22 protein-coding genes, 4 pseudogenes and 1 riboswitch are annotated in these 20,509 nt (G+C 35.7%); of the genes and pseudogenes, 10 read left to right on the forward strand and 16 right to left on the reverse strand.

Annotation, left to right across the window (positions count from 1 at the left end; all coding sequences use genetic code 11):
- Nucleotides 1–30: 30 nt before the first annotated feature.
- Complete coding sequence (locus PWK10_RS18945) at nucleotides 31–276, forward strand: hypothetical protein (protein ID WP_342455543.1); 246 nt, start codon at nucleotides 31–33, stop codon at nucleotides 274–276.
- Nucleotides 277–631: 355 nt separating this feature from the next.
- Nucleotides 632–1,228 carry a Uma2 family endonuclease gene (locus PWK10_RS14305; RefSeq protein ID WP_274766505.1) on the forward strand — a complete coding sequence of 199 codons (597 nt, stop codon included), beginning with the start codon at nucleotides 632–634 and terminating at the stop codon, nucleotides 1,226–1,228.
- Nucleotides 1,229–1,374: 146 nt separating this feature from the next.
- Here the strand turns inward: PWK10_RS14305 and PWK10_RS14310 are convergent, their stop codons facing one another.
- From PWK10_RS14310 to PWK10_RS14340, 7 genes are all read right to left on the reverse strand, one after another.
- Nucleotides 1,375–2,187: an HD domain-containing protein gene (locus tag PWK10_RS14310; RefSeq protein ID WP_274766506.1), complete on the reverse strand. Its 813-nt coding sequence runs from the start codon at nucleotides 2,185–2,187 to the stop codon at nucleotides 1,375–1,377.
- Nucleotides 2,188–2,309: 122 nt separating this feature from the next.
- Nucleotides 2,310–2,603, reverse strand: coding sequence for a hypothetical protein (locus tag PWK10_RS14315; RefSeq protein ID WP_274766507.1), 294 nt, complete (start codon nucleotides 2,601–2,603; stop codon nucleotides 2,310–2,312).
- A 297-nt stretch (nucleotides 2,604–2,900) separates the two neighbouring features.
- Nucleotides 2,901–4,049, reverse strand: a complete 1,149-nt coding sequence (locus tag PWK10_RS14320) for an ATP-binding protein (RefSeq protein WP_274766508.1) — start codon at nucleotides 4,047–4,049, stop codon at nucleotides 2,901–2,903.
- Nucleotides 4,040–4,246: a helicase HerA domain-containing protein gene (locus PWK10_RS14325; protein WP_274766510.1), complete on the reverse strand. Its 207-nt coding sequence runs from the start codon at nucleotides 4,244–4,246 to the stop codon at nucleotides 4,040–4,042. The genes PWK10_RS14320 and PWK10_RS14325 overlap by 10 nt, the downstream gene beginning before the upstream one ends.
- A complete protein-coding gene (locus PWK10_RS14330; protein ID WP_274766511.1) occupies nucleotides 4,152–4,742 on the reverse strand; it encodes a hypothetical protein in 591 nt (196 codons plus the stop codon). The genes PWK10_RS14325 and PWK10_RS14330 overlap by 95 nt, the downstream gene beginning before the upstream one ends.
- Nucleotides 4,743–4,868: 126 nt before the next feature.
- On the reverse strand, nucleotides 4,869–5,225 hold the full coding sequence (locus PWK10_RS14335; protein ID WP_274766512.1) for a DNA double-strand break repair nuclease NurA: 357 nt from the start codon (nucleotides 5,223–5,225) through the stop codon (nucleotides 4,869–4,871).
- Entirely contained in the window at nucleotides 5,144–5,686 is a 543-nt protein-coding gene (locus PWK10_RS14340; RefSeq protein WP_274766513.1) for a DNA double-strand break repair nuclease NurA, read from the reverse strand. Before PWK10_RS14340 ends, PWK10_RS14335 begins: the two co-directional genes overlap by 82 nt.
- Nucleotides 5,687–5,868: 182 nt before the next feature.
- On the opposite strand from PWK10_RS14340, the gene PWK10_RS14345 reads away from it, so the two are divergent.
- Complete coding sequence (locus PWK10_RS14345) at nucleotides 5,869–6,114, forward strand: AbrB/MazE/SpoVT family DNA-binding domain-containing protein (protein WP_008907687.1); 246 nt, start codon at nucleotides 5,869–5,871, stop codon at nucleotides 6,112–6,114.
- 54 nt (nucleotides 6,115–6,168) lie between these two features.
- On the opposite strand, the pseudogene rsmI reads toward PWK10_RS14345, so the two are convergent.
- From rsmI to PWK10_RS14370, 5 genes and pseudogenes are all read right to left on the reverse strand, one after another.
- Nucleotides 6,169–7,044, reverse strand: a pseudogene (gene rsmI / locus PWK10_RS14350) (16S rRNA (cytidine(1402)-2'-O)-methyltransferase).
- Nucleotides 7,045–7,778: pseudogene (locus PWK10_RS14355) on the reverse strand (tRNA1(Val) (adenine(37)-N6)-methyltransferase). It lies immediately after the preceding pseudogene.
- A 128-nt stretch (nucleotides 7,779–7,906) separates the two neighbouring features.
- On the reverse strand, nucleotides 7,907–8,455 hold the full coding sequence (locus PWK10_RS14360; protein WP_274766514.1) for a TlpA family protein disulfide reductase: 549 nt from the start codon (nucleotides 8,453–8,455) through the stop codon (nucleotides 7,907–7,909).
- 2 nt (nucleotides 8,456–8,457) lie between these two features.
- Nucleotides 8,458–9,048 carry a cytochrome c biogenesis CcdA family protein gene (locus PWK10_RS14365; RefSeq protein WP_274768299.1) on the reverse strand — a complete coding sequence of 197 codons (591 nt, stop codon included), beginning with the start codon at nucleotides 9,046–9,048 and terminating at the stop codon, nucleotides 8,458–8,460.
- The gene (locus PWK10_RS14370) at nucleotides 8,979–9,131 is read right to left on the reverse strand and encodes a cytochrome c biogenesis protein CcdA (protein WP_274766515.1); all 153 of its coding nucleotides are present in this window, start codon (nucleotides 9,129–9,131) and stop codon (nucleotides 8,979–8,981) included. Before PWK10_RS14370 ends, PWK10_RS14365 begins: the two co-directional genes overlap by 70 nt.
- Before the next feature lie 203 nt (nucleotides 9,132–9,334).
- Between PWK10_RS14370 and PWK10_RS14375 the strand changes: the two are divergent.
- From PWK10_RS14375 to PWK10_RS18950, 6 genes and pseudogenes are all read left to right on the forward strand, one after another.
- A pseudogene (locus tag PWK10_RS14375) lies at nucleotides 9,335–10,365 on the forward strand (asparaginase).
- A gap of 291 nt (nucleotides 10,366–10,656) precedes the next feature.
- Nucleotides 10,657–12,006 carry an alanine/glycine:cation symporter family protein gene (locus tag PWK10_RS14380; protein ID WP_342455544.1) on the forward strand — a complete coding sequence of 450 codons (1,350 nt, stop codon included), beginning with the start codon at nucleotides 10,657–10,659 and terminating at the stop codon, nucleotides 12,004–12,006.
- Nucleotides 12,007–12,075: 69 nt separating this feature from the next.
- Nucleotides 12,076–12,639 carry a Uma2 family endonuclease gene (locus tag PWK10_RS14385; protein ID WP_008907694.1) on the forward strand — a complete coding sequence of 188 codons (564 nt, stop codon included), beginning with the start codon at nucleotides 12,076–12,078 and terminating at the stop codon, nucleotides 12,637–12,639.
- A 207-nt stretch (nucleotides 12,640–12,846) separates the two neighbouring features.
- Nucleotides 12,847–13,026, forward strand: coding sequence for a hypothetical protein (locus tag PWK10_RS14390; protein ID WP_446715384.1), 180 nt, complete (start codon nucleotides 12,847–12,849; stop codon nucleotides 13,024–13,026).
- Nucleotides 13,001–13,498, forward strand: coding sequence for a spermine/spermidine synthase domain-containing protein (locus PWK10_RS14395; RefSeq protein ID WP_274766516.1), 498 nt, complete (start codon nucleotides 13,001–13,003; stop codon nucleotides 13,496–13,498). The genes PWK10_RS14390 and PWK10_RS14395 overlap by 26 nt, the downstream gene beginning before the upstream one ends.
- 255 nt (nucleotides 13,499–13,753) lie before the next feature.
- Nucleotides 13,754–15,150 (forward strand): annotated as a pseudogene (locus PWK10_RS18950) (amino acid permease).
- A 33-nt stretch (nucleotides 15,151–15,183) separates the two neighbouring features.
- On the opposite strand, the gene thiT reads toward PWK10_RS18950, so the two are convergent.
- Together thiT and PWK10_RS14415 are read right to left on the reverse strand one after the other, a co-directional pair.
- The gene (gene thiT / locus PWK10_RS14410) at nucleotides 15,184–15,813 is read right to left on the reverse strand and encodes an energy-coupled thiamine transporter ThiT (protein WP_274766519.1); all 630 of its coding nucleotides are present in this window, start codon (nucleotides 15,811–15,813) and stop codon (nucleotides 15,184–15,186) included.
- Nucleotides 15,814–15,840: 27 nt separating this feature from the next.
- Nucleotides 15,841–15,942, reverse strand: a riboswitch (TPP riboswitch).
- A 51-nt stretch (nucleotides 15,943–15,993) separates the two neighbouring features.
- Nucleotides 15,994–16,857, reverse strand: coding sequence for a tRNA 2-thiocytidine biosynthesis TtcA family protein (locus PWK10_RS14415; protein ID WP_008908677.1), 864 nt, complete (start codon nucleotides 16,855–16,857; stop codon nucleotides 15,994–15,996).
- A 212-nt stretch (nucleotides 16,858–17,069) separates the two neighbouring features.
- Here PWK10_RS14415 and PWK10_RS14420 point away from each other — a divergent pair, with 212 nt between their 5' ends.
- The gene (locus tag PWK10_RS14420; protein WP_008908678.1) at nucleotides 17,070–18,092 is read left to right on the forward strand and encodes a branched-chain amino acid aminotransferase; all 1,023 of its coding nucleotides are present in this window, start codon (nucleotides 17,070–17,072) and stop codon (nucleotides 18,090–18,092) included.
- A 61-nt stretch (nucleotides 18,093–18,153) separates the two neighbouring features.
- On the opposite strand, the gene PWK10_RS14425 is transcribed toward PWK10_RS14420, so the two are convergent.
- Complete coding sequence (locus PWK10_RS14425) at nucleotides 18,154–20,061, reverse strand: immune inhibitor A domain-containing protein (RefSeq protein WP_274766520.1); 1,908 nt, start codon at nucleotides 20,059–20,061, stop codon at nucleotides 18,154–18,156.
- Entirely contained in the window at nucleotides 20,051–20,362 is a 312-nt protein-coding gene (locus PWK10_RS14430) for a hypothetical protein (protein WP_274766521.1), read from the reverse strand. Before PWK10_RS14430 ends, PWK10_RS14425 begins: the two co-directional genes overlap by 11 nt.
- Nucleotides 20,363–20,509: the final 147 nt, after the last annotated feature.

A 20,509-nucleotide genomic window follows, 5' to 3' on the forward strand; every position in this document is an offset into this window, starting at 1 on the left:
ACCATAAGATAAATCAAGGAGGTTGATTTTATGAAGATGAAAAAATTTTTGGTGGCACTTGCCGCTACAACTTTAATCGGCTCAACAGCCCTTGCCTTTGCTGCATCAAGACCAGTTGATATCGTGTCTAAACTTACTGGAAAGAGCACTGACGCTTTATATCAAGAAAGGCTTTCAGGAAAGACATACGGCACTATTGCAAAGGAAGCTGGAAAGCTTGATGAGTTTAAATCAGAAATGTTAAAGGTAAAAAGGAAATTCTTGATGCAAAAGTAAAATCAGGCGTTTTAACACAGGCTCAAGCTGATGAAATTTATAATGCTATAAAAAATAATCAAGCTACATGTGACGGAAGCGGCAATGCGAAAATAGGACAAAAATACGGTGTAGGATTCGGTCAAGGAATGGGAATTGGGCAAGGTAGAGGTCAAGGAAAGGGCTTAAGAAATGGTTTAGGCAAAGGTGCAGGATTGGGATACAGATTAAATCAAAATACAAGCAAGTAATAAAGATACCATAGAATATTAGGCTACCTCAAATTCAGGGTAGCCTAATATTTTATACATAATTCTATTAATTTTTCCTAATTTGTGCATTATAATATATATAAAATACATTAGGAGTGATTTTAATGGGTGAAGCAGCGAAAAAACAAGAAAAGTTCAAATACAAAGACTATTTAACATGGAAGGACGATTTTAGATGGGAAATTATAAATGGTATTGCCTATTGTATGGCACCTTCCCCATCAAGCCTTCATCAGCTAATTTCCGGTAGAATTTTCGGATATATATTTAACTATTTAATTGATAAAGAATGCCTTGTTTTTGCTGCTCCCTTTGATGTAAGAATTCCTCTAAACAATGAAAGGGATGAAGATATAGAAAATGTCGTTCAGCCTGATATATCAGTTATTTGCGATAAATCCAAAATCGATAAACGCGGCTGCCTTGGTGTCCCTGATATGATAGTGGAAATATTATCTCCTGTAACAAAGAAAATAGACCTGCAGGATAAATACTTCTTATATGAAAAAGCAGGAGTAAAGGAATACTGGATAGTAGATCCTATAAATAAAACCGTATTTGCCCACATATTAGGTGAAGATAAATCCTTTAAAAAAGCATCCTACTATACATCTACTGATAAAATAAGGGTGAGCATATTTGAGGATTTAGTAATAGATTTAGAAAAGATATTCGCAGGAATTGAGGATATAGAATATTAATTATGCCAGGCAATATTACCTGGCATAATTATTCTTAATAAAATCTATCGCTTCCTCCCTTGTTCTTATATTGCCTAAGAAGACCTCCTCATGTAGGGCGTCTAAGACTTCTCCAACAAATCTTCCCTTTTGGCCTGTAAGTTTTATTACATCCTCCCCCGATACCAGTTTTTTAGGAAGCTCCTTCTTTTATAGAGCCTGTCGATTAATTCCATACAAAAGTTAAAATATCTTTCCCTTTCACCACTTTCATCTAATAAAAGTCTTGTTGCAGTAACATCAAAGAGGGAGGCCAATATGACATCAAGGGTATTATCCTCAAAATCCCTAATGAGCCTATAAAGGGCCCTATCGGTTGCCCCCACTTTAAAAAGGCCAAGGATCCTCATATGGCCCTTTATCACGGCTGTAATAAGACTTCTTTGCTCTTTAGAAAAATTATATCTTTTATCTATATCCTGAAACTCCTCATAACCCGTTACATCGTGTCCCTTAAAGGTTATCTTTTCCCCTTCCTTCTTATAAGCCTTAGGTTTTCCAATATCATGCAGTAGGGTTGCAAGCTTTAATACGGTTTTTCTTTTTACTCCTGACATATCCTCTTCTAAATGCCTTTTTATATCTTCACCATGCTTTGTTTTTAAAACATTATCAATCATATCCTCAAAGGTTTTTAAAGAGAACATAGAATGGGTAAAGGAGTCAACGGTATGGTATTTACATTTGCCAACCAGCTTCATCCTTTTAAATACAGGAAATATTTCAGATAAAAGTGAAACTTCATCAAGCTCCCTTAATATCTGATAAGACTTTTCGCCATCTAATATTTTAAATATTTCATCCCTAATTCTTTCGCCGGAAACCTCATTTATCCTTTCGTGGTTTTTCTTTATAAGATTTAACGTATTCTCTTCGATCTTAAAATTGAGTTTTCCCTTTAATCTAAAGGCCCTTAACATCCTTAACGGATCATCTAAAAGGGCATCAGGGTAAACAACCTTAATTATTCCATCCTTTAAGTCCTTAATACCTCCTAAAATATCTATTATCTTATCATCCTTTAAACTTTTTGCAATGGCATTTATCGTAAAATCCCTTTTTTAAGGTCCTCTTCTATTGTTTTCCCCTTCATCCTGCAAAAATCTATCGTAAAATCGCCTATTACAACCCTTGCAACATCCTCATGCATCAAAAATACGTGCCCACCCTTTTCCTTTGAAAACTCCTCAGCAAGGGATAAAAAATCCTTATCTACAGCAATATCTATGTCAGATAACTTATATCCTAAAATTATATCCCTAACTGCCCCACCTACTAAAAAAGCTTTTACATCCTTTTCCTTTAAAAAATCATAAACTTCTCCAATTATATTCATATTCAACCTCCTACTTTAAAATTGTAGACATACCATTTCCATGAGACTAACTTTTCAAGAGCCCCGTGAATGGATTTCAAAAGAGCATCTCTCATAAGCTCTAGCAATTCTTGCTTTTCGACTTTTCAAAAGTCCGTAATTCTGCACACGGACGTGCAGAGCCGAATGGCCGACATGGAGGTCGGCTCATGAGGGTAGGACTTTGAAAACAAAGAAAAGCTTAGAATTGCTTAGCGAAATGAGCGAATGCCTGGGAAATCCTTCACGGGGCTAAACCAAGTAACTTTTATAGTATTGCTATTTTTTATCCATATAAAATGCTCCAAAGGGTGAATTTTTAACTTCAACGTATCCCTTTTCAACTAGTTTATCAAGGATTATTTTAAAGGCTTCAACGTTGGGTGCTAAATCACTTCCAACTTCACTTAAAACTCTAGTAAGGTCAGCCGGTGATATAGGAAAATGTCTTTTTATCTTATTATAAGCATCTTCATATTTCTTATTCAAAGCCTCATCCAGCTCATCAAAGGGGTTTTCACCATGGCAGGTTGTTGTTATAGCCATTCTAAACCTTATTGGAATAGTTCTTCCCATTATTGCAGAGGATACAAAGGCATCCCCCGAAGTTAAATATGGCAAACGCTTTGCCTCTTCGCTTGTTATATCAGTTTCCTCTTTAATAATATCTATATCTGAAGCCCTTACCGTTCTAAATACTATCTTTGTATTAAGCTGTGCCGTTATAGTCTCATCCAAAAGAGCTGGCCTTTGGGTGGCAAGGATTAAAAATACACCGTATTTTCTTCCCTCTTGAGCGATTTCTTTTATAATTGACTTTGAAGGCGTTTCATAGCCTTTAGGTGCAAAATTGTGGCTCTCGTCAAAGGCAAGGATAAAGGGTGGGAAAAAGTCCGCAGCCTCTCCTTTTTGCTTTGCATCCCTGTATTCTCTTCTTTTATAATAAAGGGTGCTTATAAGGTATGTGGAAAATACATTTAAAAGCTTTATAGGGCCTTGAACTACTATTGTCTTTCCGTTTAAAAGTCCATTTTCCACATCCTTAATATCCCTTGTAAATAGACCATCCCTGTAGAGCCTTTGAAGCCTCCATAAAACTCCGTTTAAAGATTGGGCTGGAACTGTTTTATATTCGCTAAAAACCTCCAGCATTTCCTCATACCTTCTAACGTCCTCATCATCACCCCTTGACTTAGCATCCTCAAGGAGCCTGTTTATCTTCGCTTCATTTCCTATTTCAAAGGCCTCCTTTAAAAGGGACAATCTTCTTTCGAAGGAAAAATAGGTATCCTTAAACTTGTGCATCCTTTCTATTACGCTGGACATAGCCTCCGTTAAAGTTCCTGCCGCAGCAGCTGAAATTAAATTTATAAGGTCCCTTGTTGAAAGGTCTTGGAATTTTACCCCAATATCGCTTCCTATCTGCAAGCATAAAAACTTATCATTAAAATCGAAGGAATACTTAGAGTGAAGATCGCTTTTTTAGAAAAGTCCATCTCATAATGGGGGTCTAAAACAACCGTTGGGATATTAAGCTTCATAATCTCCTCTAAAATAACCCTCATTCCAAAGCTCTTTCCTGAGCCTGAACCTCCAAATATCCCTATATGGGGATACTGATTCATGGATTTTATATCGAATATAAAGGGGACGCCATTTTGATTTGTAATTTTCCCATTCTCCAAAGTGCAAAAGGTCCTCAAGGTCTTCATCTATTGTATCTAAAAGCTCCTCCGTGCTTTTTATAACCCCTAACACAAGCCCCCTATCCTTGCCCTTTACAAGAAGGTCCTTTACCTCATTGAATTTTGGAAATCTTACCTTGCTTCCCGTTGTTACAGGATACATGGCCTCCTGGATTAGCCTTACCTTTGCTATGTAGATAGTATTTTCATCTATCTCGTAGCCTAAATTCTTTAGGGAAGCTAAAATATTACCATCCGCCATTTCCCCGTTTATATTAAGGGGAACGAACTTGTTATAGGATGTTGTTTCAACAACCTCTCCCCTTAAGGTTCCCTGAAGCTTATCCTCTATAATCAAAATTTGATTTATCTTAAAGGGTTTGTCCTTAGATACAACAAAAACCTCCTGCTGATTTGTAATTCCTGCAACCTGCATAGTAATTCCTCCTTATCTTTTATTTCTCTTTGGATTAAAAACCTCTCCCTTATATCTCTGTCTATATACGTCTCAACCAAAGCCTTTACCATGTCATCGGTAACCTTAACATCCTTATCAACTATATCAAGCCAAAGGGGATTCCCTCCCATCCCTTGGGGTTAGTGTATATAAAAGGTCCAAATACTTAACTGCCTCTTCAAACTGCTCCTCTAAAAAGTCAAGCCCTATAACCTGTGGATCCTTTGAAAACCTTCCATAAAGAGTTTTAATTCCCTTTTGAGTTTTTTCCGTTTTAATCTCTGTAATCTCTAGGACTTCCCCTTCATTTAAAAGTCCAAATAAAACCTCTCTATCATAAGCAACAGAAGAAAAACTTAATCTTTCCCTTATCTTTTCTGCTATATCCTTTGTCTTAACCTCCTCCGCAACTCCAATAAGGATTTTCCCTTTTTTATTGCCTTTTCCTTTAAATCCTGCCACTCTATTGGGCAATCTATCCCATAGTGCATTAAGGAACCATCCAAAAGGATTATATCCGACTTAAAATTTTCCACTGCATAGGAGGCAGCCTCAAGCTCTAGCCTTGACATTCTTGATCTTCTTCTTTGTTCGTCTTTAAGTTGGCCGTCCTCCTCTTCAAATAAAGGGGCATAAACATCCTGAAGAAAATAACTTTCATTTAATGTGGATTTTGCAAGGGCTTGGACTATCGATATGTAATGGGGATAAAGTCCACCAAAGTTATTTATAGAACCATCAACACCTATTATTCCAAAACCTTTAGTTACTTTCTTTATATCTTCATCCGACAATCTTTTTAACTTAAACTTATTGCTAAAATCATTTATAATGGATTCAACTTCCCTCTTGCTTACCCTTTCAACTTGTCCTTTTAGCCTTTCATTTATCTCTGAAAGTTTTACTTTAAAGCCTTCAAACATAATACCACCTCAATATAATTATATCAAAACTAAAATTTTAAAAAATGTTAAGTTATTCCTATTTTGTTCAAAAAATAACTTTTAATTTTTAGTAAAAATTTCTTTTACTCTATTGACTAATAATGGGAATGCTGTTATTATTTAATTAGAAAGTGTCGAATATTGTTGATAGGAGGAGAAAAATGAAATCAACAGGTGTTGTAAGAAAAGTAGACGAGCTTGGTAGAATAGTTATTCCAATCGAACTTAGAAGAACATTAGAAATAGGAGAAAAGGACGCCCTTGAAATCTATGTAGATGGAGAACATATTATACTAAAGAAATATCAACCAGCTTGCATCTTCTGCGGAGACGCAAGGGATGTTATAAACTACAAGGGCAAAAACATCTGTAAAAATTGTTTAGAAGAATTAAAAGCAGACAAGTAATCCCCTTTTATTTGGCATGCAGCAAGCCCCCCAAATATGCTGCATGCCTTTTGATTATAAGTCAAGGACCCTTCTGTAAACCTCCGACTTTGATAATCCCCTCTCCTTTGCCACCCTTTTTATTGCATCCATTTTAGAAAGCCCATCCTCCATATATAATTTAACCTGCTCTTCTATAGATATTTCCTTTAGGCTTTCCTCTTGCCTTTTTTAGCCTCTTCCTTTGAAAGCCCTTCCATTACAAGAACAAATTCTCCTAAAGGCTTTTTTCTTTAAAAATTTCAACAGCTTCACTCAAAGTGCATCTTATAATTTCTTCATATTTTTTAGTAAGCTCCCTACAAAGGGCAATCCTTCTATCTCCAAAGGTTTTATAAAGATCCTCCAAAGTCCTTATTAATTTATGGGGTGCTTCATAAAAAATTATAGTCCTCTCCTCGTTTAAAAGGGCATTAAGTCTTTCTTTTCTTCCCTTTTTATCTACCGGCAAAAAGCCCTCAAATACAAATCTTGATGTATTAAGTCCAGACACCACAAGACCATAAACAAAGGCAGTTGGCCCAGGAATTAAGGAAACCTTTATATCCTTTTCAATGGCCATTTTGACAAGGGCCTCCCTGGATCAGATACTCCAGGCGTTCCTGCATCCGTAACAAGGGCCATATTTTCGCCTTCAAGAACTCTTTTTATAATCTTTTCTCCGCTTTCGTATTTGTTGTGTTCATGGTAGCTTATAAGGGGCTTTTTTATGCCAAAATGGTTAAGCAGTTTCAGGGTCTGCCTTGTATCCTCAGCTGCTATAAAATCAACTTCCTTTAAAACTTCAAGAGCCCTTAATGTAATATCACCTAAATTTCCAATAGGAGTTGCAACAAGATAAATCTCCCCGACATCTTTCGACCTCCTTTTTAAGTGCCTGGCACTTAAGATTTAAGATTTTATCCCGTAAATCTTTAAAATTTCTTCGGTGTAGTTTCCTTTATCATCATATACGTATAAGGGTGCCTCGATCTTTAAAAAATCTCCACCAGCTTTAACTGCTTCAATTAAAACCATCGTTGGTGGTTTGTTAAAACTTGGATGAACAAACCTTATCCTCTTTGGAGTAAACTTATTATTATGAAGGCTTAATATTATGTCCTTTAGCCTCTCAGGGCGGTGAATCATATAAAGTCTTCCATATCCCTTTAAAAGTCTTGATGCAGAAAAAATAACCTCATCAAGATTTACAAGTATCTCATGGCGGGATATCGCCTTTTTATCCTCCGGATTTGTAAGACCTGTTGATATTTTTTATAAGGAGGATTTGTAACAACAACATCAAAGGAATTAACCCCAAGTGCATTAAAGCAGTCCTTAATATCCCCTTCAAATATTTCTATTTTATCTGAAAGATTATTTAACTCAACGCTTCTTCTTGCCATATCGGCAACTTCCCTTTGAATTTCAACCCCTATTATTTTGCTAGGCTTGTATTTTCCATACATTAAAAGGGGGATAATCCCTGTTCCTGTTCCAAGATCAACAACCCTCTCCTTATGCCTTGCCTTTGCAAAATCCGATAAAAGAACCGCATCTATACCAAAGCAGAACCAACTAGGGTTTTGAATTATCTTTAGGCCCTCAAGCTGTAAATCATCTATTCTTTCTCCATCCTTTAACATTCTATCACCTCAAGTGCCTGCCTCTTGACATTTTGACTTTTTGACATTTTCAAATTTTTCCATTAACTTAAATAACTTAATAATATTTTTTAACATAAAAAGCCCCACCTGTAAAGTGGAGCCTAATTTTACTTATTCAATGTAGAATCTATTAAATCTTTTAGCGTTCCCTCATCCATGTATCCAACATGCTGGTTTATTATTTCAAAGTTTCTGTCGATTATAAAGGTGGTTGGAATACCTCGAACGCCATAGATATTAGCAACATTCCCATCAAAGTCCATAAGGGGAACTATGTTATAGGAATTAGCCTTTAAAAAGCTCTCTACTGTTTTGTTATCCTCTCCAATATCCACAAAAACAAACTCAACATCCTTACCCTTATATTCATCCACCATCTTTACAAACCTGGGAAGTTCTGCTTTGCATGGCGGGCACCATGTTGCAAAGAAGTTTAAAACTATTACCTTCCCCTTATAATCAGAGAGCTTTATAGTTTTTCCATTAAGGTTTTCAAGGGAAAAATCTGAGGCAAAGTTTCCCTCAGTTTTTATTGTATCTTCATTTGTAATGGTATTGTCTTCAGTCTGTTTTTGTGGTTTATATAGCTTAAAGCTAATTCCAATAGCAACTATAAGAATGATTATTATACTAATGAGAATGGTCTTTCTATTCATAATCACAACCTCCATAGAAAACTCGATAATCTTTCAAAGTATCCCGTAAAGAGCATAATGCCTGTTGTTATCATTATTATCCCCGCAACTATTTTAACATATTTTACTTTTTTCATTAATACACCAGTTTTTATATTAAACCTTTGAATTAAATAGGCCATAATTATAAAAGGAACTGCAATTCCTAAAGAATAAACTAAAAGCAAAACCATACCATATATAAGCGAACTTTTGCTGGCAGCAATGGCAAGGACTGATGCCAAAATTGGTCCTATACAGGGTGTCCATCCAAAGGCAAGACCAACACCCAGCAAAAATCCCTTTAAAAATCCATCTCCTTTAAAATTAAACTCAAATTTTCTTTCCATCATAAGAAAACTTGACTTAATTATATCTAGGTAAAAAAGTCCCATTATAATTATTAAAATTCCTAAGGTTTTATTAAATGCTTCCCTATGGGATAATAAAAATTTACCTATACCACTTGCAGTGGCGCCTAAAAGGACAAAAATTACAGTAAAACCTAATATAAAGGAGAAAGAATTTCTAAGTATCCTTCTTTCCTTAGCCTCCCCGAAAGATAGGCAAGATATACAGGAAGCAAAGGCAAAAAACATGGGGATAAAAATGAAGCAACACCTTCTAAAAATACTATTCCAAATGTTATATCTCGCATTGTATTCCTCCTTCTCCCGGTGGGGTATATAAATATTGTAAAATAATTTTGTTAATTTTACAACCCCTATTCCAAATATTATCTATTCTTATTTTGTTTAATTTATTGTATAATAAAATTAGACTGACATGGGCATATAATATAGCTTATATTAAAATATTGTATATAAAAATTAAGTGCCTATCACCTAAAGGAGGATTTTTATGAAAAAGGTCGCAATAGTATTCAACGGTGGAACCATATCTATGAAGGTTGACCCAAGGATAAAGGCAGCTGTCCCAACCCTTTCGGCAGAAGAAATCCTTGCTATGGTAACTGGAATTGAAGGTTATGCAGAGATTGAGCCCCATACCTTTTCAAATCTTCCAGGTCCCCATATGACTCCCGAAAAGATGCTTGAGCTTTCAAAGTTTATAAAAAATCTTTTAGATAGGGAGGATATTACAGGTGTTGTAGTAACCCATGGGACGGATTCACTAGAAGAGACAGCATACTTTTTAGATCTTACCTTAAACTCTGAAAAACCTGTTATTGTAACTGGTGCCATGAGAAATAGCTCTGAGCTTGGATACGATGGGCCACATAATCTTGCAGCCTCCATTTGCACGGCTATATCAGAGGAAGCTAAAGGAAGAGGAGTTTTAGTATGCTTTAACAGCGAGCTACTATTAGCAAGCGAAGTTACAAAGGCAAATTCCATGAGTTTAAACGCATTCCAATCACCAAATTTAGGACCAATAGGAATCGTAGACAGCAATAAAGTAATATTTTATAGAAATACAAAGAAAAGCCAATATATCGATATTGAAAATGTAAATGCAAAGGTTGAGCTTATAAAGGCAGTAACGGGAATGGACTCCTCCTACATCGATTATTGTATTGAAAGGGGAATTGATGGGCTTGTAATAGAAGGCATGGGAAGGGGTAACGTCCCCCACTAATGGTTGATGGAATAAAAAGAGCAATAGATAGAAACATCCCCGTAGTCGTAGTATCAAGGTGCTTCCAGGGAAGGGTTTTAGATTCTTATGGATATGTAGGTGGTGGAAAAAATTTAAGAAACATCGGAGTAATATTCGGTGATAACCTTCCCGGGCAAAAGGCACGAATTAAGCTAATAGTTGCACTTTCTAAAACTAGAAATTTAGAGGAAATTAAAAAATATTTGAAATGGAACTTTATTAGGCTGTTTACAATTAAACAGCCTTTTTATTTCCATTTTCTTCATGAATAGAAATATTCTATATCTTGCATAGAAAAAACGAATAACAAATCAAGAAATTCTTGTAAATTCAGAGCTTGTCCATATTGTTAAAGTTATAACAATTTTTAGAATTTTATAAATTTTGAATTATTTTTATTGATATTATTCATTCCCTATGTTAAAATTTTAATATCAAACTAAAGTAAAGAGGGGGTTTTTGAATGAATCTAGCACAATTTGTCGACTTCCTAAACGGGCCTTGTATGGAGTAAGGCACTTATCTATCTTTGTCTTCTAGTTGGACTTTACTTCTCACTCAGAATGAAATTCTTCCAGGTAAGACATATCAAAGACATGGTTAAGTATCTTCTTGGCGGTCAAGACTCCGAAAGAGGTGTAACTTCCTTCCAAGCCTTTGCAATGGCAGTTGCAGGACGTGTTGGGACAGGTAATATAGCCGGTGTTGCAACGGCAATTGCAATGGGTGGTCCTGGTGCAGTTTTCTGGATGTGGGCTATCGCCTTCCTCGGTGCAGGTTCAGCTTACGTTGAATCGGTTCTTGCACAGATTTATAAGGAAGAAAGAGACGGACAATACAGAGGAGGCCCTGCATATTATATTGAAAAGGGACTTAAGATGAAATGGTATGCAGTTTTATTTGCTGCATCAACGGTTATAGCCTGTGGTCTATTACTTCCAGGTGTCCAAGCTTATAACATCGGTGAAAGTATAAATAACGCCTTTGGTATTAAGCCATATATAACTGGTATTGTTGTAATTACTCTTCTTGGACTTATTATATTCGGTGGTGTAAAGAGAATCGGTAAAGCTGCAGAAGTTATAGTTCCATTTATGGCTATTGGTTATATAATAGTTTCATTAATTATTGTAATCGTAAACATCAATCAGCTTCCAAGCGTTTTAGCTTTAATATTCAAAAATGCCTTTGGTCTTGATGCTGCCTTTGGTGGTCTTTTGGGTTCAGCTATATCTTGGGGAGTAAAAAGAGGTGTATACTCCAACGAAGCAGGTCAAGGAACAGGCCCTATGGCAGCTGCAGCTGCAGAAGTTTCACACCCTGCAAAGCAAGGTTTAGTTCAAGCATTTTCAGTTTATGTTGATACCTTATTCGTATGTTCAGCAACTGCATTTATGATCCTTATAACTGGAAAATACAACGTTCATAAGCCAGGTGGTGGTTTCTTCGTTGAAAACTTACCAGGTGTTCAATACGGACCTGCCTTTACTCAAAAGGCCGTTGAGACTCTCTTCCCATCCTTTGGTGCAGCATTTGTTGCAATTGCTCTATTCTTCTTTGCCTTCACAACACTTATGGCATACTACTACTATTCAGAAACAAGCCTTGCATACCTTATAAACGATGAAAAGCTTAGAAAAACTTTGATCAATGTATTAAGAGTAGTTCTTTTAGCATCAGCCTTCTATGGAACTATAAGAACAGCATCCTTTGCTTGGGCCCTTGGTGACCTTGGTGTTGGTATAATGGCTTGGCTCAACATCATTGCAATAATAATACTCCAAAAGCCAGCCCTTGCAACATTAAAGGATTATGAAGAACAAAAGGCAAAGGGGCTTGATCCAGTATTTGAACCTGAAAAATGGGGCATTGAAGGTGCTGATATTTGGAAGGATATAAAGAAAAATATGTAAAATAAAGGGTGAGTCCATCACCCTTTATTTTTATTCTTTTTGGTATAATTAACTTAAGGGGTGAGTTGCATGGGCGATAAAGCCAGAATTTACGAATACGTATCCTATGAAGAATTTGAAAAAATACAAAATGAGAATCCAAATAAATTGGAATATGATAATGGTTATATATATCTTATGACTCCTGTTCACCCTAATCATGATAGAGTAAAAAATAAAATTGCAAGTGAACTAATAAAATTTTTAGGATTTGAATCCTGCGATGTTTTTACAAGCGACGTTGCAGTTGTATTCGAAAGTAACGAAGAAAAATATGAATTTCAACCCGATGTCATGGTTTGTTGTGACGACAAATTTCAAGGTTCAAAATACAAGGGAATACCAAAATTAATAATAGAGATTCTATCCTATGCCACTGAATACAGAGACAAAGGCCTAAAGTTGAAGATATATGAAAAATTCAACGTTCCTGAATATTGGATAGTCGACATAAGGGAAGAGCAAATTATAGTTTATAGCACAAATACAAACGGAAAATATTTATCTTCAAATATTTATACAAAAAATATGATTGTTAAATCATCATTAGGAATTAATATAAATGTTAACGATATATTCAGCGTTATAAAATAAACTGTTTTCTGGCACTATATATTGATATCATCAATATACTGTGCTATTTTTATTGCCTTTTATAAAATAGCTAATATTTGTTAATAATAAAAAATATGTAGGAAAGGAGCTGATGAAGATGGATGGATTTTTCAAAAAGTAGGGGATGAGATTTGGTTTGAAGAAGTAGACAGGGATAGCTTAAAGATTTCCTACAAAGTCAAAGATATACTTTACTCTAAAAGATCAAAATTCCAAGACATATATATAGTTAACTCCTATGATTTTGGTAAAATGCTTGTAATAGATGGCGTGGTTCAGACAACCGAAAGGGATGGCTTCATATACAACGAAATGATCTCCCATGTTCCCCTTAGCATGCATGAAAACCCAAAAATGTTCTTATAATAGGGGAGGCGACTTAGGGGCAGCCTTTGAGGCGACTAAATATCCTGTTGAAAGAATTGATGTTGTTGAAATAGATGAAGATGTTGTAAAAGCATCCTTAGAATATCTCAAGGAAATTTCAAAGGATTTAAAGGATGAAAGAGTTAACTTTATATTTGAAGACGGTGCAAAGTTTGTAAGGGAAAAGGAAAATGAATATGACATAATAATCGTAGACTCATCGGACCCAATTGGCCCTGCTGAAGTTTTATTTAGCGAAAATTTTTATAGGGATGTTTACAATGCCCTCAAGGAAGATGGAATAATGGCCTGCCAAAGCGAATCTCCTATTTTGTATCCTGATATTTTTAGGGCAACATATAAAAAATTAAAAAACATATTCCCTATAGTTAAAATCTCCATCGCAACAGTTCCAACTTATCCCGGAGGATTTTGGAGCTTTACGATCGGTTCAAAAAATATGATAAGATAAATAAAGTTAATGATATAGATACAAAATATGTCTCAAAAGAAATATTAGAATCCTCCTTTAATATTCCAAAATTTGTTCAGAATATCATAAAATAAAACGGTGCCTGGCACTGCTTTTTAAAATTTTGCTAAAATTTTGTTATTGACTATTCACCTCTTTTCATAGATAATTAACTTATCAATATTTATGCATCAAATGTATAAAGGGGGTCTTATTATGAGCAATGCTAAAAAATTAGGACTTTGGACTTTGGTTATGCTTACCTTCGTTCCAACCTTTGGATTTGGTAACATAACTACCAACGCTGTTGCACTTGGACCTGCTGCGATTCCATCATGGGTATTGGTATCATTGTTATTCTTCTTCCCATTATCAATTATGATGGCAGAACTTGCATCAGCAAACCAAGATAAGGAAGGCGGAATTTATACTTGGATTGAGAGCGTTCTTGGTCCAAAGTGGGCCTTCATTGGAACATGGTCCTACTTCGTTGCTAATTTATTTTATCTACAAATGGTTTTTGCAAGAATACCAGTTTCAACTTCATGGGCAATATTTGGTGAAAACAGATTCAATGACCAAAACGCATATCTTCTTCCTTACTTGAGCGTTATTCTTGCAATAATACTAACTTATATCGCAACAACAGGAGTTAAGAAGTTCTCAAAGCTTGCTGACTTTGGTGGAAAATTCACTATTGCAGCAACAGTAGTATTTATTCTCTTTGCCTTTGTTGGGCTTTTGGTTGGTAAACCCTCAGCAACTCAATTTACAGTTGAAAACACCATTCCAAAGTTTGATACAGGCTATTTTGCAACCTTCTCATGGCTTCTTTTGCTGTTGCCGGTGCTGAAGTTGCAGGAACTTATATTAAAGACGTTGATAATCCAAAGAAGACATTCCCAAAGGCAGTTATCATCGCAACTGTTCTTATAGCTTTAGCTTACGTTATAGGTTCTGTTGCTGTATGCCTTGTTATATCACCTGAAGCTCTTCAAGAGGCTAACCTTAAGAACGCAGGTTATGTGGTATATCAGACACTTGCACAAAACTTTGGAATAAACGGCAAGATTGTAGTTCAAATATATGCAGCTATCCTTACTATAACATCTATCGCTGCATATATTGTATGGATTGAATCACCAATTAGGGCTATGTTTGCTGAAGTTCCAGAGGGAACCTTCCCAAAATTCTTAACTGAAAAGGATGAAAACGGAACATTAAAGAAGGCTCTTTGGGCTCAATGTGCCCTTGTTATCATAATGATTATAGTCCCACTATTAGGACTTGACTCAATCGATGCCTTCTTTAGAATATTAACTGACCTTTCATCGTTATCGCTTGTTGTTCCTTATATAGTTTTAATTGCAGCGTATATAGTATTTAGATTAAAAGGTAAAGAAGCTCCATTTACATTCTTTAAGTCCAACACAACGGCTATGATTTTCTCATGGATAGCTCTTATCTTAAGCATTGCAGGATTCTTCGGTGCAGGACTTGACTATGTAATGGGATCAGAAACTACAAAGGAAGCTGCAATCCTAATCTTTAAGACCTATGGTGGTCCTGTAATCCTAATAATTTTAGGATATGTATTAGTATTCTTTACAAGACTTGCTAATAAAAACGCTTCAAAAACTCAATCTATGTAATAAAAACTCCTCTAGGTGTCCTAGAGGAGTTTTTTAGCTTACGGCTTGCTGCTTTATCTTTTCTATGGCATTTTTAAATTGAGGAACTAAGGATATTAAAAGGCAAAGTAAAAGATCCGGCCCTAAATAACTTATGTTATAAACAATTGAATACCATAGCGGGTTCATCCCCTCCGGTGCATAGCTTGCAAAGAAAATAGCCCCAGATATTATATGAAAAATCATCCTTGAAATTCCACCTATTATTAAAGCTATGCTAAAGTTTTTTCTATAAAGTCCTGCAAGCCCAAGGGCAGCAAAGGCAAGGGGATAATCTACTATAACCTGTGCCCAATGAACTATATACTGGTCTTGAATAAACTGCAATATTCCATAGGCAGCACCAGCAATAAGTCCATCCTTATAGCCAAAAATATAAGCAAAAAGCATTATTGGAATCATGCTGCCTAGGGTTATTGTCCCTCCCTGGGGCATCTGCAGAAATTTAATATAGGATAAAACAAAGGACATGGCAATTAAAAGGCTTGCATAGGTAAGTTTCTTTGCCGACATCTTTTCCTTGGATCTTGACATAGCTAGTCCAATACCTACCAAGATAATAATTAAAACCCAAGAAGTCAATGTTATTTTTGAAATGCTTTTAAAGATGTTTAAAAATTGCATAAAAAACCTCCTTTTAGCCGACGCAAAAGGAGTTAGGCTTCGCTTCCCTTCGCTGGCATTACCCAGTTCAGGTTCTAAGGGTCGAAGGCTATGCCTTCCTCTCAGCACGTGGCTCCCCTAGCGATCGGCAAATTTTTATTCAGTTAATTATATGATACACTTTAAAATTATATACGTCAATCATTCTTTGTCATAAAAATCTAGAAAGGAATACTTTTGTCCTCCCTTTTGCCAACCTATTATGCTATCTAGATTTACGTTTTGAGCTGCCTTAAATATCGACTTTTCAACGTCTTCAAAGTCCTTTTTAAGGTTATTTATAAGCTCTTTAATTTCATATCTCTTATTTCCTATTTTCTTAGCAGCCACCATGCAGGCACAATTTAAAGGCCATATTCCTGCGTATTTTGTAAACTGCTCTATATAACGCTCTTCAATATAATACATAGGCCTTATAAGTTCCATCCCTTCAAAGTTTTGTGCCTTTAATTTAGGCATCATGGTTTTAAAATTCCCTGAGTATAAAACGTTTAAAAGGATTGTTTCAATAACATCATTATAATGGTGACCTAAGGCAAGCTTGTTACACCCAATCTCCTTGGCCTTATTATATAAAGCTCCCCTTCTCATCCTTGCACACATGTAACAAGGATAGTCCTTGGCAATTCTGTCTACAACTTCAAATATCTTCCCATCGAATATATGGGCAGGAATGTTTAAATAATTTAAATTATCTATAAGAAGCCTTTTAATATCGGGATGGTATCCTGGGTCCATAACTATAAACTCAACTTCAAACTTTGCCTTTGAATGGTTTTTAAATTCCTGAAAGAGCTTTGCCATAAGAAGGCTATCTTTACCCCCTGATATCGCAACCGCAACCTTATCTCCATCCTTTATAAGTTGAAAATCCTTAATTGCCCTTACAAAGGGTGAATAGATTTTGTGCCTAAATTTTGTTATTATGGCCCTTTCTATTTCAGCTAAGGGTTTTCTTTCTGATTCTGGAATTAAAACAGGGCAATTGCTCTGAATGCTATTCATATAATCACCTCAACTACTTCGTATCTATCTTTAGCTTTTCCTTCTAGGCATTCTTTTATATATTATATTACATTATATCCTCCTTTCAAATATATTTTTGTGATATACTTCACAATGCTTGGCAGGGATTAATTTTTTAGGATATAATAATAGTAGGATTGTGTTACATTTATTTTACATATTCCCCCAAATTATTTTATCGAGGTGATTTTATGAAACAAGTAAATCTTGATTGGGGCAAACTTGGCTTTAACTACATCAAAACAGACTTTAGATACGTATCCTATTGGAAGGATGGTAAATGGGATGGGGGAAAATTGGTAGAAGATAACATGATAACAATTAGCGAAGGTTCTCCAGCTATCCACTATGGTCAGCAATGCTTTGAAGGTCTAAAAGCTTATAGAACAAAGGATGGCAAAATACAGCTTTTTAGGCCGGATCAAAACGCAAAAAGAATGAATAATAGTGCAAGAAGGCTTTTAATGCCAGAAATTCCTGAAGAAAAATTCATAGATGCTTGTATTCAAGTAGTAAAGGCAAACGAACACTTCGTTCCTCCATATGGAACAGGTGCAACTTTTTATTTAAGACCTTACTTAATTGGAGTTGGAGATAACCTTGGAGTAAAACCTGCAAAGGAATACCTTTTCTCAGTTTTTGGTTGCCCAGTAGGACCATATTTTAAGGGCGGTCTTTCTCCAGTTAATTTTATGGTTTCCGATTATGATAGAGCTGCACCTCATGGAACTGGTGCTGCAAAGGTTGGAGGAAACTATGCTGGAAGCCTTCTTCCACATGAAATTGCCCTTCAAAGGGGATTTGCAGATTGTATATACCTTGACCCTGCAACCCATACAAAGATAGAAGAAGTTGGTGCCGCAAACTTCTTTGGAATAACAAAGGACAATAAATTCGTAACTCCAAAATCTCCTTCAATACTTCCAAGTATAACAAAATATTCTCTAATGTATGTTGCTGAGCATTACCTTGGTATGCAGGTTGAAGAGAGGGATGTTTACATCGATAATTTGGATGAGTTTGTTGAAGCCGGTGCCTGCGGAACAGCGGCTGTAATAACTCCTATTGGTGGAATAGAATATAAAGGAAAACTTCATGTATTCTACAGCCAAACAGAAGTAGGGCCAATAACAAGAAAGCTTTACGATACATTGGTAGGAATCCAATTTGGAGACATTAAAGCTCCAGAAGGATGGATAGTGGAAGTAAAATAAAAGTCAAGTGCCAGGCACTTGACTTTTTGACTTTTTGACATTTCTATAATATTCCAATTTATTATTTTATTGTTATCCTTAGTTTTGCATAGCTATTGTCATTTGCTTGATGGGTAATTTGAATAGTAAGTCCATAGCTTATTATGTTTCTTCCAAGGTAAGGAAGTTCAGGATTTGTATAATCCTTTGTATCATCAAAGGATGGTTCAGTAAATATATAATCATCCTCTGCAACTCTTTCATATATATCGCTTAAATCAACATAAAGTTTTGATTCCTTGTCCTTACTAAATGCAGCATCATGCATTTGATAAGTTGCGCTTGCAAAGCTTAATCTTCCGTCATTCCATTTCCAAAGTATATTGTTTTGATCTGCATCTACTATTCCTAGGAATCCATCACCTGGATGCAAACCATACCAATTATCAGTATAGAAGTCATCTACATACCATACAACCATCCCTGGATCATAGGAGAATATTCTACCTAAAGCACTGTTGTGGGCAAGCCCCATATCAACTCCATGATGGTTTCTCCATTCTACAAGATAGTAATGTGGTGCAAAAGTTATTCCTGTATCCTTAACAAATCCATTTAATGAGAATTTTAACTCTCCTTCAACATCGTCAAAGAAAATTACTTCTCCATCTGCCGTAACTTTAATATCATCTACGTAGAAGCCTGCACCATAAACATAGTAATCTGTTTCATATTCAAATTTTAGTTCAATTTCCTTCCCTGCAAATCTTGATAAATCAAATATAGCATCTACCCATCCATCTGAAGTTCCAGTTATTCCATAAGGAACAACAACCTCAGCCTGAGGATGATGTTCAGTTGTTGTAATATTGCCTTCAATATATTCAAAGTCGTTGCTTCCTATTTCTCTTGCTTGAACTGATGCAAAATCCCAGCCCTCCTCAATATCATACCATGTTTTAAAGTTTAGAATAGCATTATTTTTATTTCTTAAATCAACTCTTGCGGTCATATAAGTCTTTAAATTTGAACCATCACTTCCTTTGCCACCCCAATATGCAAATTTTCCACTATATGGGGTTGTTATGGAATGTTGTTTTTTAGGAAGATTAATTCTTATAACTTGCCCTGTTTCACTCGCTTGTCTTATTGTAACTTCTGCACCAGCTTGAGGAAGTTTTTCTAAATCTACATCCACTACCTTCTGCCAGTTGCCTCCGTATAGAGCTTGTAAAATTTGTCTTCCATATGGACTTATTCCTGTAGGTTCAGTTCCTGGGATTTTCCCTGACCAGCTTCCCGATGACATCAATGACCATCTTGATATTGGCTCTGATACAGGTGATGAATACTGTGTATCATATTCATCTGGAAGTCCAAGGTCATGCCCGAATTCATGGGCAAATACGCCTGCTGCGCCATCCTCAGGTTCCATAGTATAATCATATGCATAATAATTTGTTCCAGGAATCTTATAAAAACCACCTAAATTCCACCTGTGGGACCAAATAGCATTAGAGCCTAAGCTTCCTCCTCCTGCCTCTTCTCCAACTCCTGCATGGATAACCATAAGGTGGTCAATTATTCCATCAGGTTCGTCAAAGTTACCATCGCCATCAAGGTCATATCTATCCTCTTTATCAAAATCAGCAAAATTTATATTTGGATCTAAAGCTGCTAGTTGTAATGCATGAGCTACCAAATGCCTTGGTCTTATGTCATGTGATAAACCATATGGTGCCCCATAATAAGCGGCTTCCCTAGGAACGGTATACCAACCAGCTACCTTTCCTTCAATTATTAGGCTGCCGCCAGAATGCTGCAGATAATATTGCCTCATAGAAACTAATTTTTCCCCGTTTGGTCCCATATAACCATTATCTCCAAATATTAAATCTTCAAAATGCTTTACACTATAATCATCATAATACATATCCGTCTCTTCAGGCTTTATCTGGTTATGTTTGTAGTCTTGATATTCAACAAGCAAAACCAGGATATTTACCTTTTAGGATTATTATCCGGCTGACTTTTTCAAATACATATTTTTTAATTTTTTGATTTTGAATGGATTTAAGTTTTCTGTCCATTTTGTTTGGCTTATATTTTAAATTTTCCTTTGCGGTTTCCCTCATGTATTCTAAATAAATCTTATGGGCCTGTTCATAACTTGCGTCCTTTGGAATTTTACCTTCTTTTTTCAACATCTCAATTACCTTTTCTTCATTTGCAACTGACAAATCCGCAGGTCCTCCTAAAGTAAAATAACTCTCTTCATTTTCGTTTTTCATAGCCCTTGTGGGCGTGTAAAGGTTAAATAGTGAAAAGATAAGGAGAAATGAAATTAAAATGGATAAAAACTTTTTCATACCCCACCTCCGGTATTGTTTAGTATTTTCACTAAATATATATATTTTACGGAGTGAATTTTTAGCACA

The sequence above is a fragment of the Caloramator sp. Dgby_cultured_2 genome, assembly GCF_028872215.1.
GTDB lineage: Bacteria > Bacillota > Clostridia > Clostridiales > Caloramatoraceae > Caloramator > Caloramator australicus.

What these genes read in the sequence shown, in the direction of transcription:
- PWK10_RS14305 (WP_274766505.1), top strand. Translation starts at nt 632, where the DNA reads ATGGGTGAAGCAGCGAAAAAACAAGAAAAGTTCAAATACAAAGACTAT.
- thiT (WP_274766519.1), bottom strand. Translation starts at nt 15,813, where the DNA reads ATGCAATTTTTAAACATCTTTAAAAGCATTTCAAAAATAACATTGACT.
- PWK10_RS14430 (WP_274766521.1), bottom strand. Translation starts at nt 20,362, where the DNA reads ATGAAAAACGAAAATGAAGAGAGTTATTTTACTTTAGGAGGACCTGCG.
- PWK10_RS14345 (WP_008907687.1), top strand. Translation starts at nt 5,869, where the DNA reads ATGAAATCAACAGGTGTTGTAAGAAAAGTAGACGAGCTTGGTAGAATA.
- PWK10_RS14380 (WP_342455544.1), top strand. Translation starts at nt 10,657, where the DNA reads ATGAAATTCTTCCAGGTAAGACATATCAAAGACATGGTTAAGTATCTT.
- PWK10_RS14415 (WP_008908677.1), bottom strand. Translation starts at nt 16,857, where the DNA reads ATGAATAGCATTCAGAGCAATTGCCCTGTTTTAATTCCAGAATCAGAA.
- PWK10_RS14330 (WP_274766511.1), bottom strand. Translation starts at nt 4,742, where the DNA reads ATGCAGGTTGCAGGAATTACAAATCAGCAGGAGGTTTTTGTTGTATCT.
- PWK10_RS14370 (WP_274766515.1), bottom strand. Translation starts at nt 9,131, where the DNA reads ATGCGAGATATAACATTTGGAATAGTATTTTTAGAAGGTGTTGCTTCA.
- PWK10_RS14395 (WP_274766516.1), top strand. Translation starts at nt 13,001, where the DNA reads ATGAAAACCCAAAAATGTTCTTATAATAGGGGAGGCGACTTAGGGGCA.
- PWK10_RS14325 (WP_274766510.1), bottom strand. Translation starts at nt 4,246, where the DNA reads ATGAATCAGTATCCCCATATAGGGATATTTGGAGGTTCAGGCTCAGGA.
- PWK10_RS14420 (WP_008908678.1), top strand. Translation starts at nt 17,070, where the DNA reads ATGAAACAAGTAAATCTTGATTGGGGCAAACTTGGCTTTAACTACATC.
- PWK10_RS14315 (WP_274766507.1), bottom strand. Translation starts at nt 2,603, where the DNA reads ATGAATATAATTGGAGAAGTTTATGATTTTTTAAAGGAAAAGGATGTA.
- PWK10_RS14310 (WP_274766506.1), bottom strand. Translation starts at nt 2,187, where the DNA reads ATGTTAAGGGCCTTTAGATTAAAGGGAAAACTCAATTTTAAGATCGAA.
- PWK10_RS14385 (WP_008907694.1), top strand. Translation starts at nt 12,076, where the DNA reads ATGGGCGATAAAGCCAGAATTTACGAATACGTATCCTATGAAGAATTT.
- PWK10_RS14360 (WP_274766514.1), bottom strand. Translation starts at nt 8,455, where the DNA reads ATGAATAGAAAGACCATTCTCATTAGTATAATAATCATTCTTATAGTT.
- PWK10_RS14340 (WP_274766513.1), bottom strand. Translation starts at nt 5,686, where the DNA reads ATGTTTGAAGGCTTTAAAGTAAAACTTTCAGAGATAAATGAAAGGCTA.
- PWK10_RS18945 (WP_342455543.1), top strand. Translation starts at nt 31, where the DNA reads ATGAAGATGAAAAAATTTTTGGTGGCACTTGCCGCTACAACTTTAATC.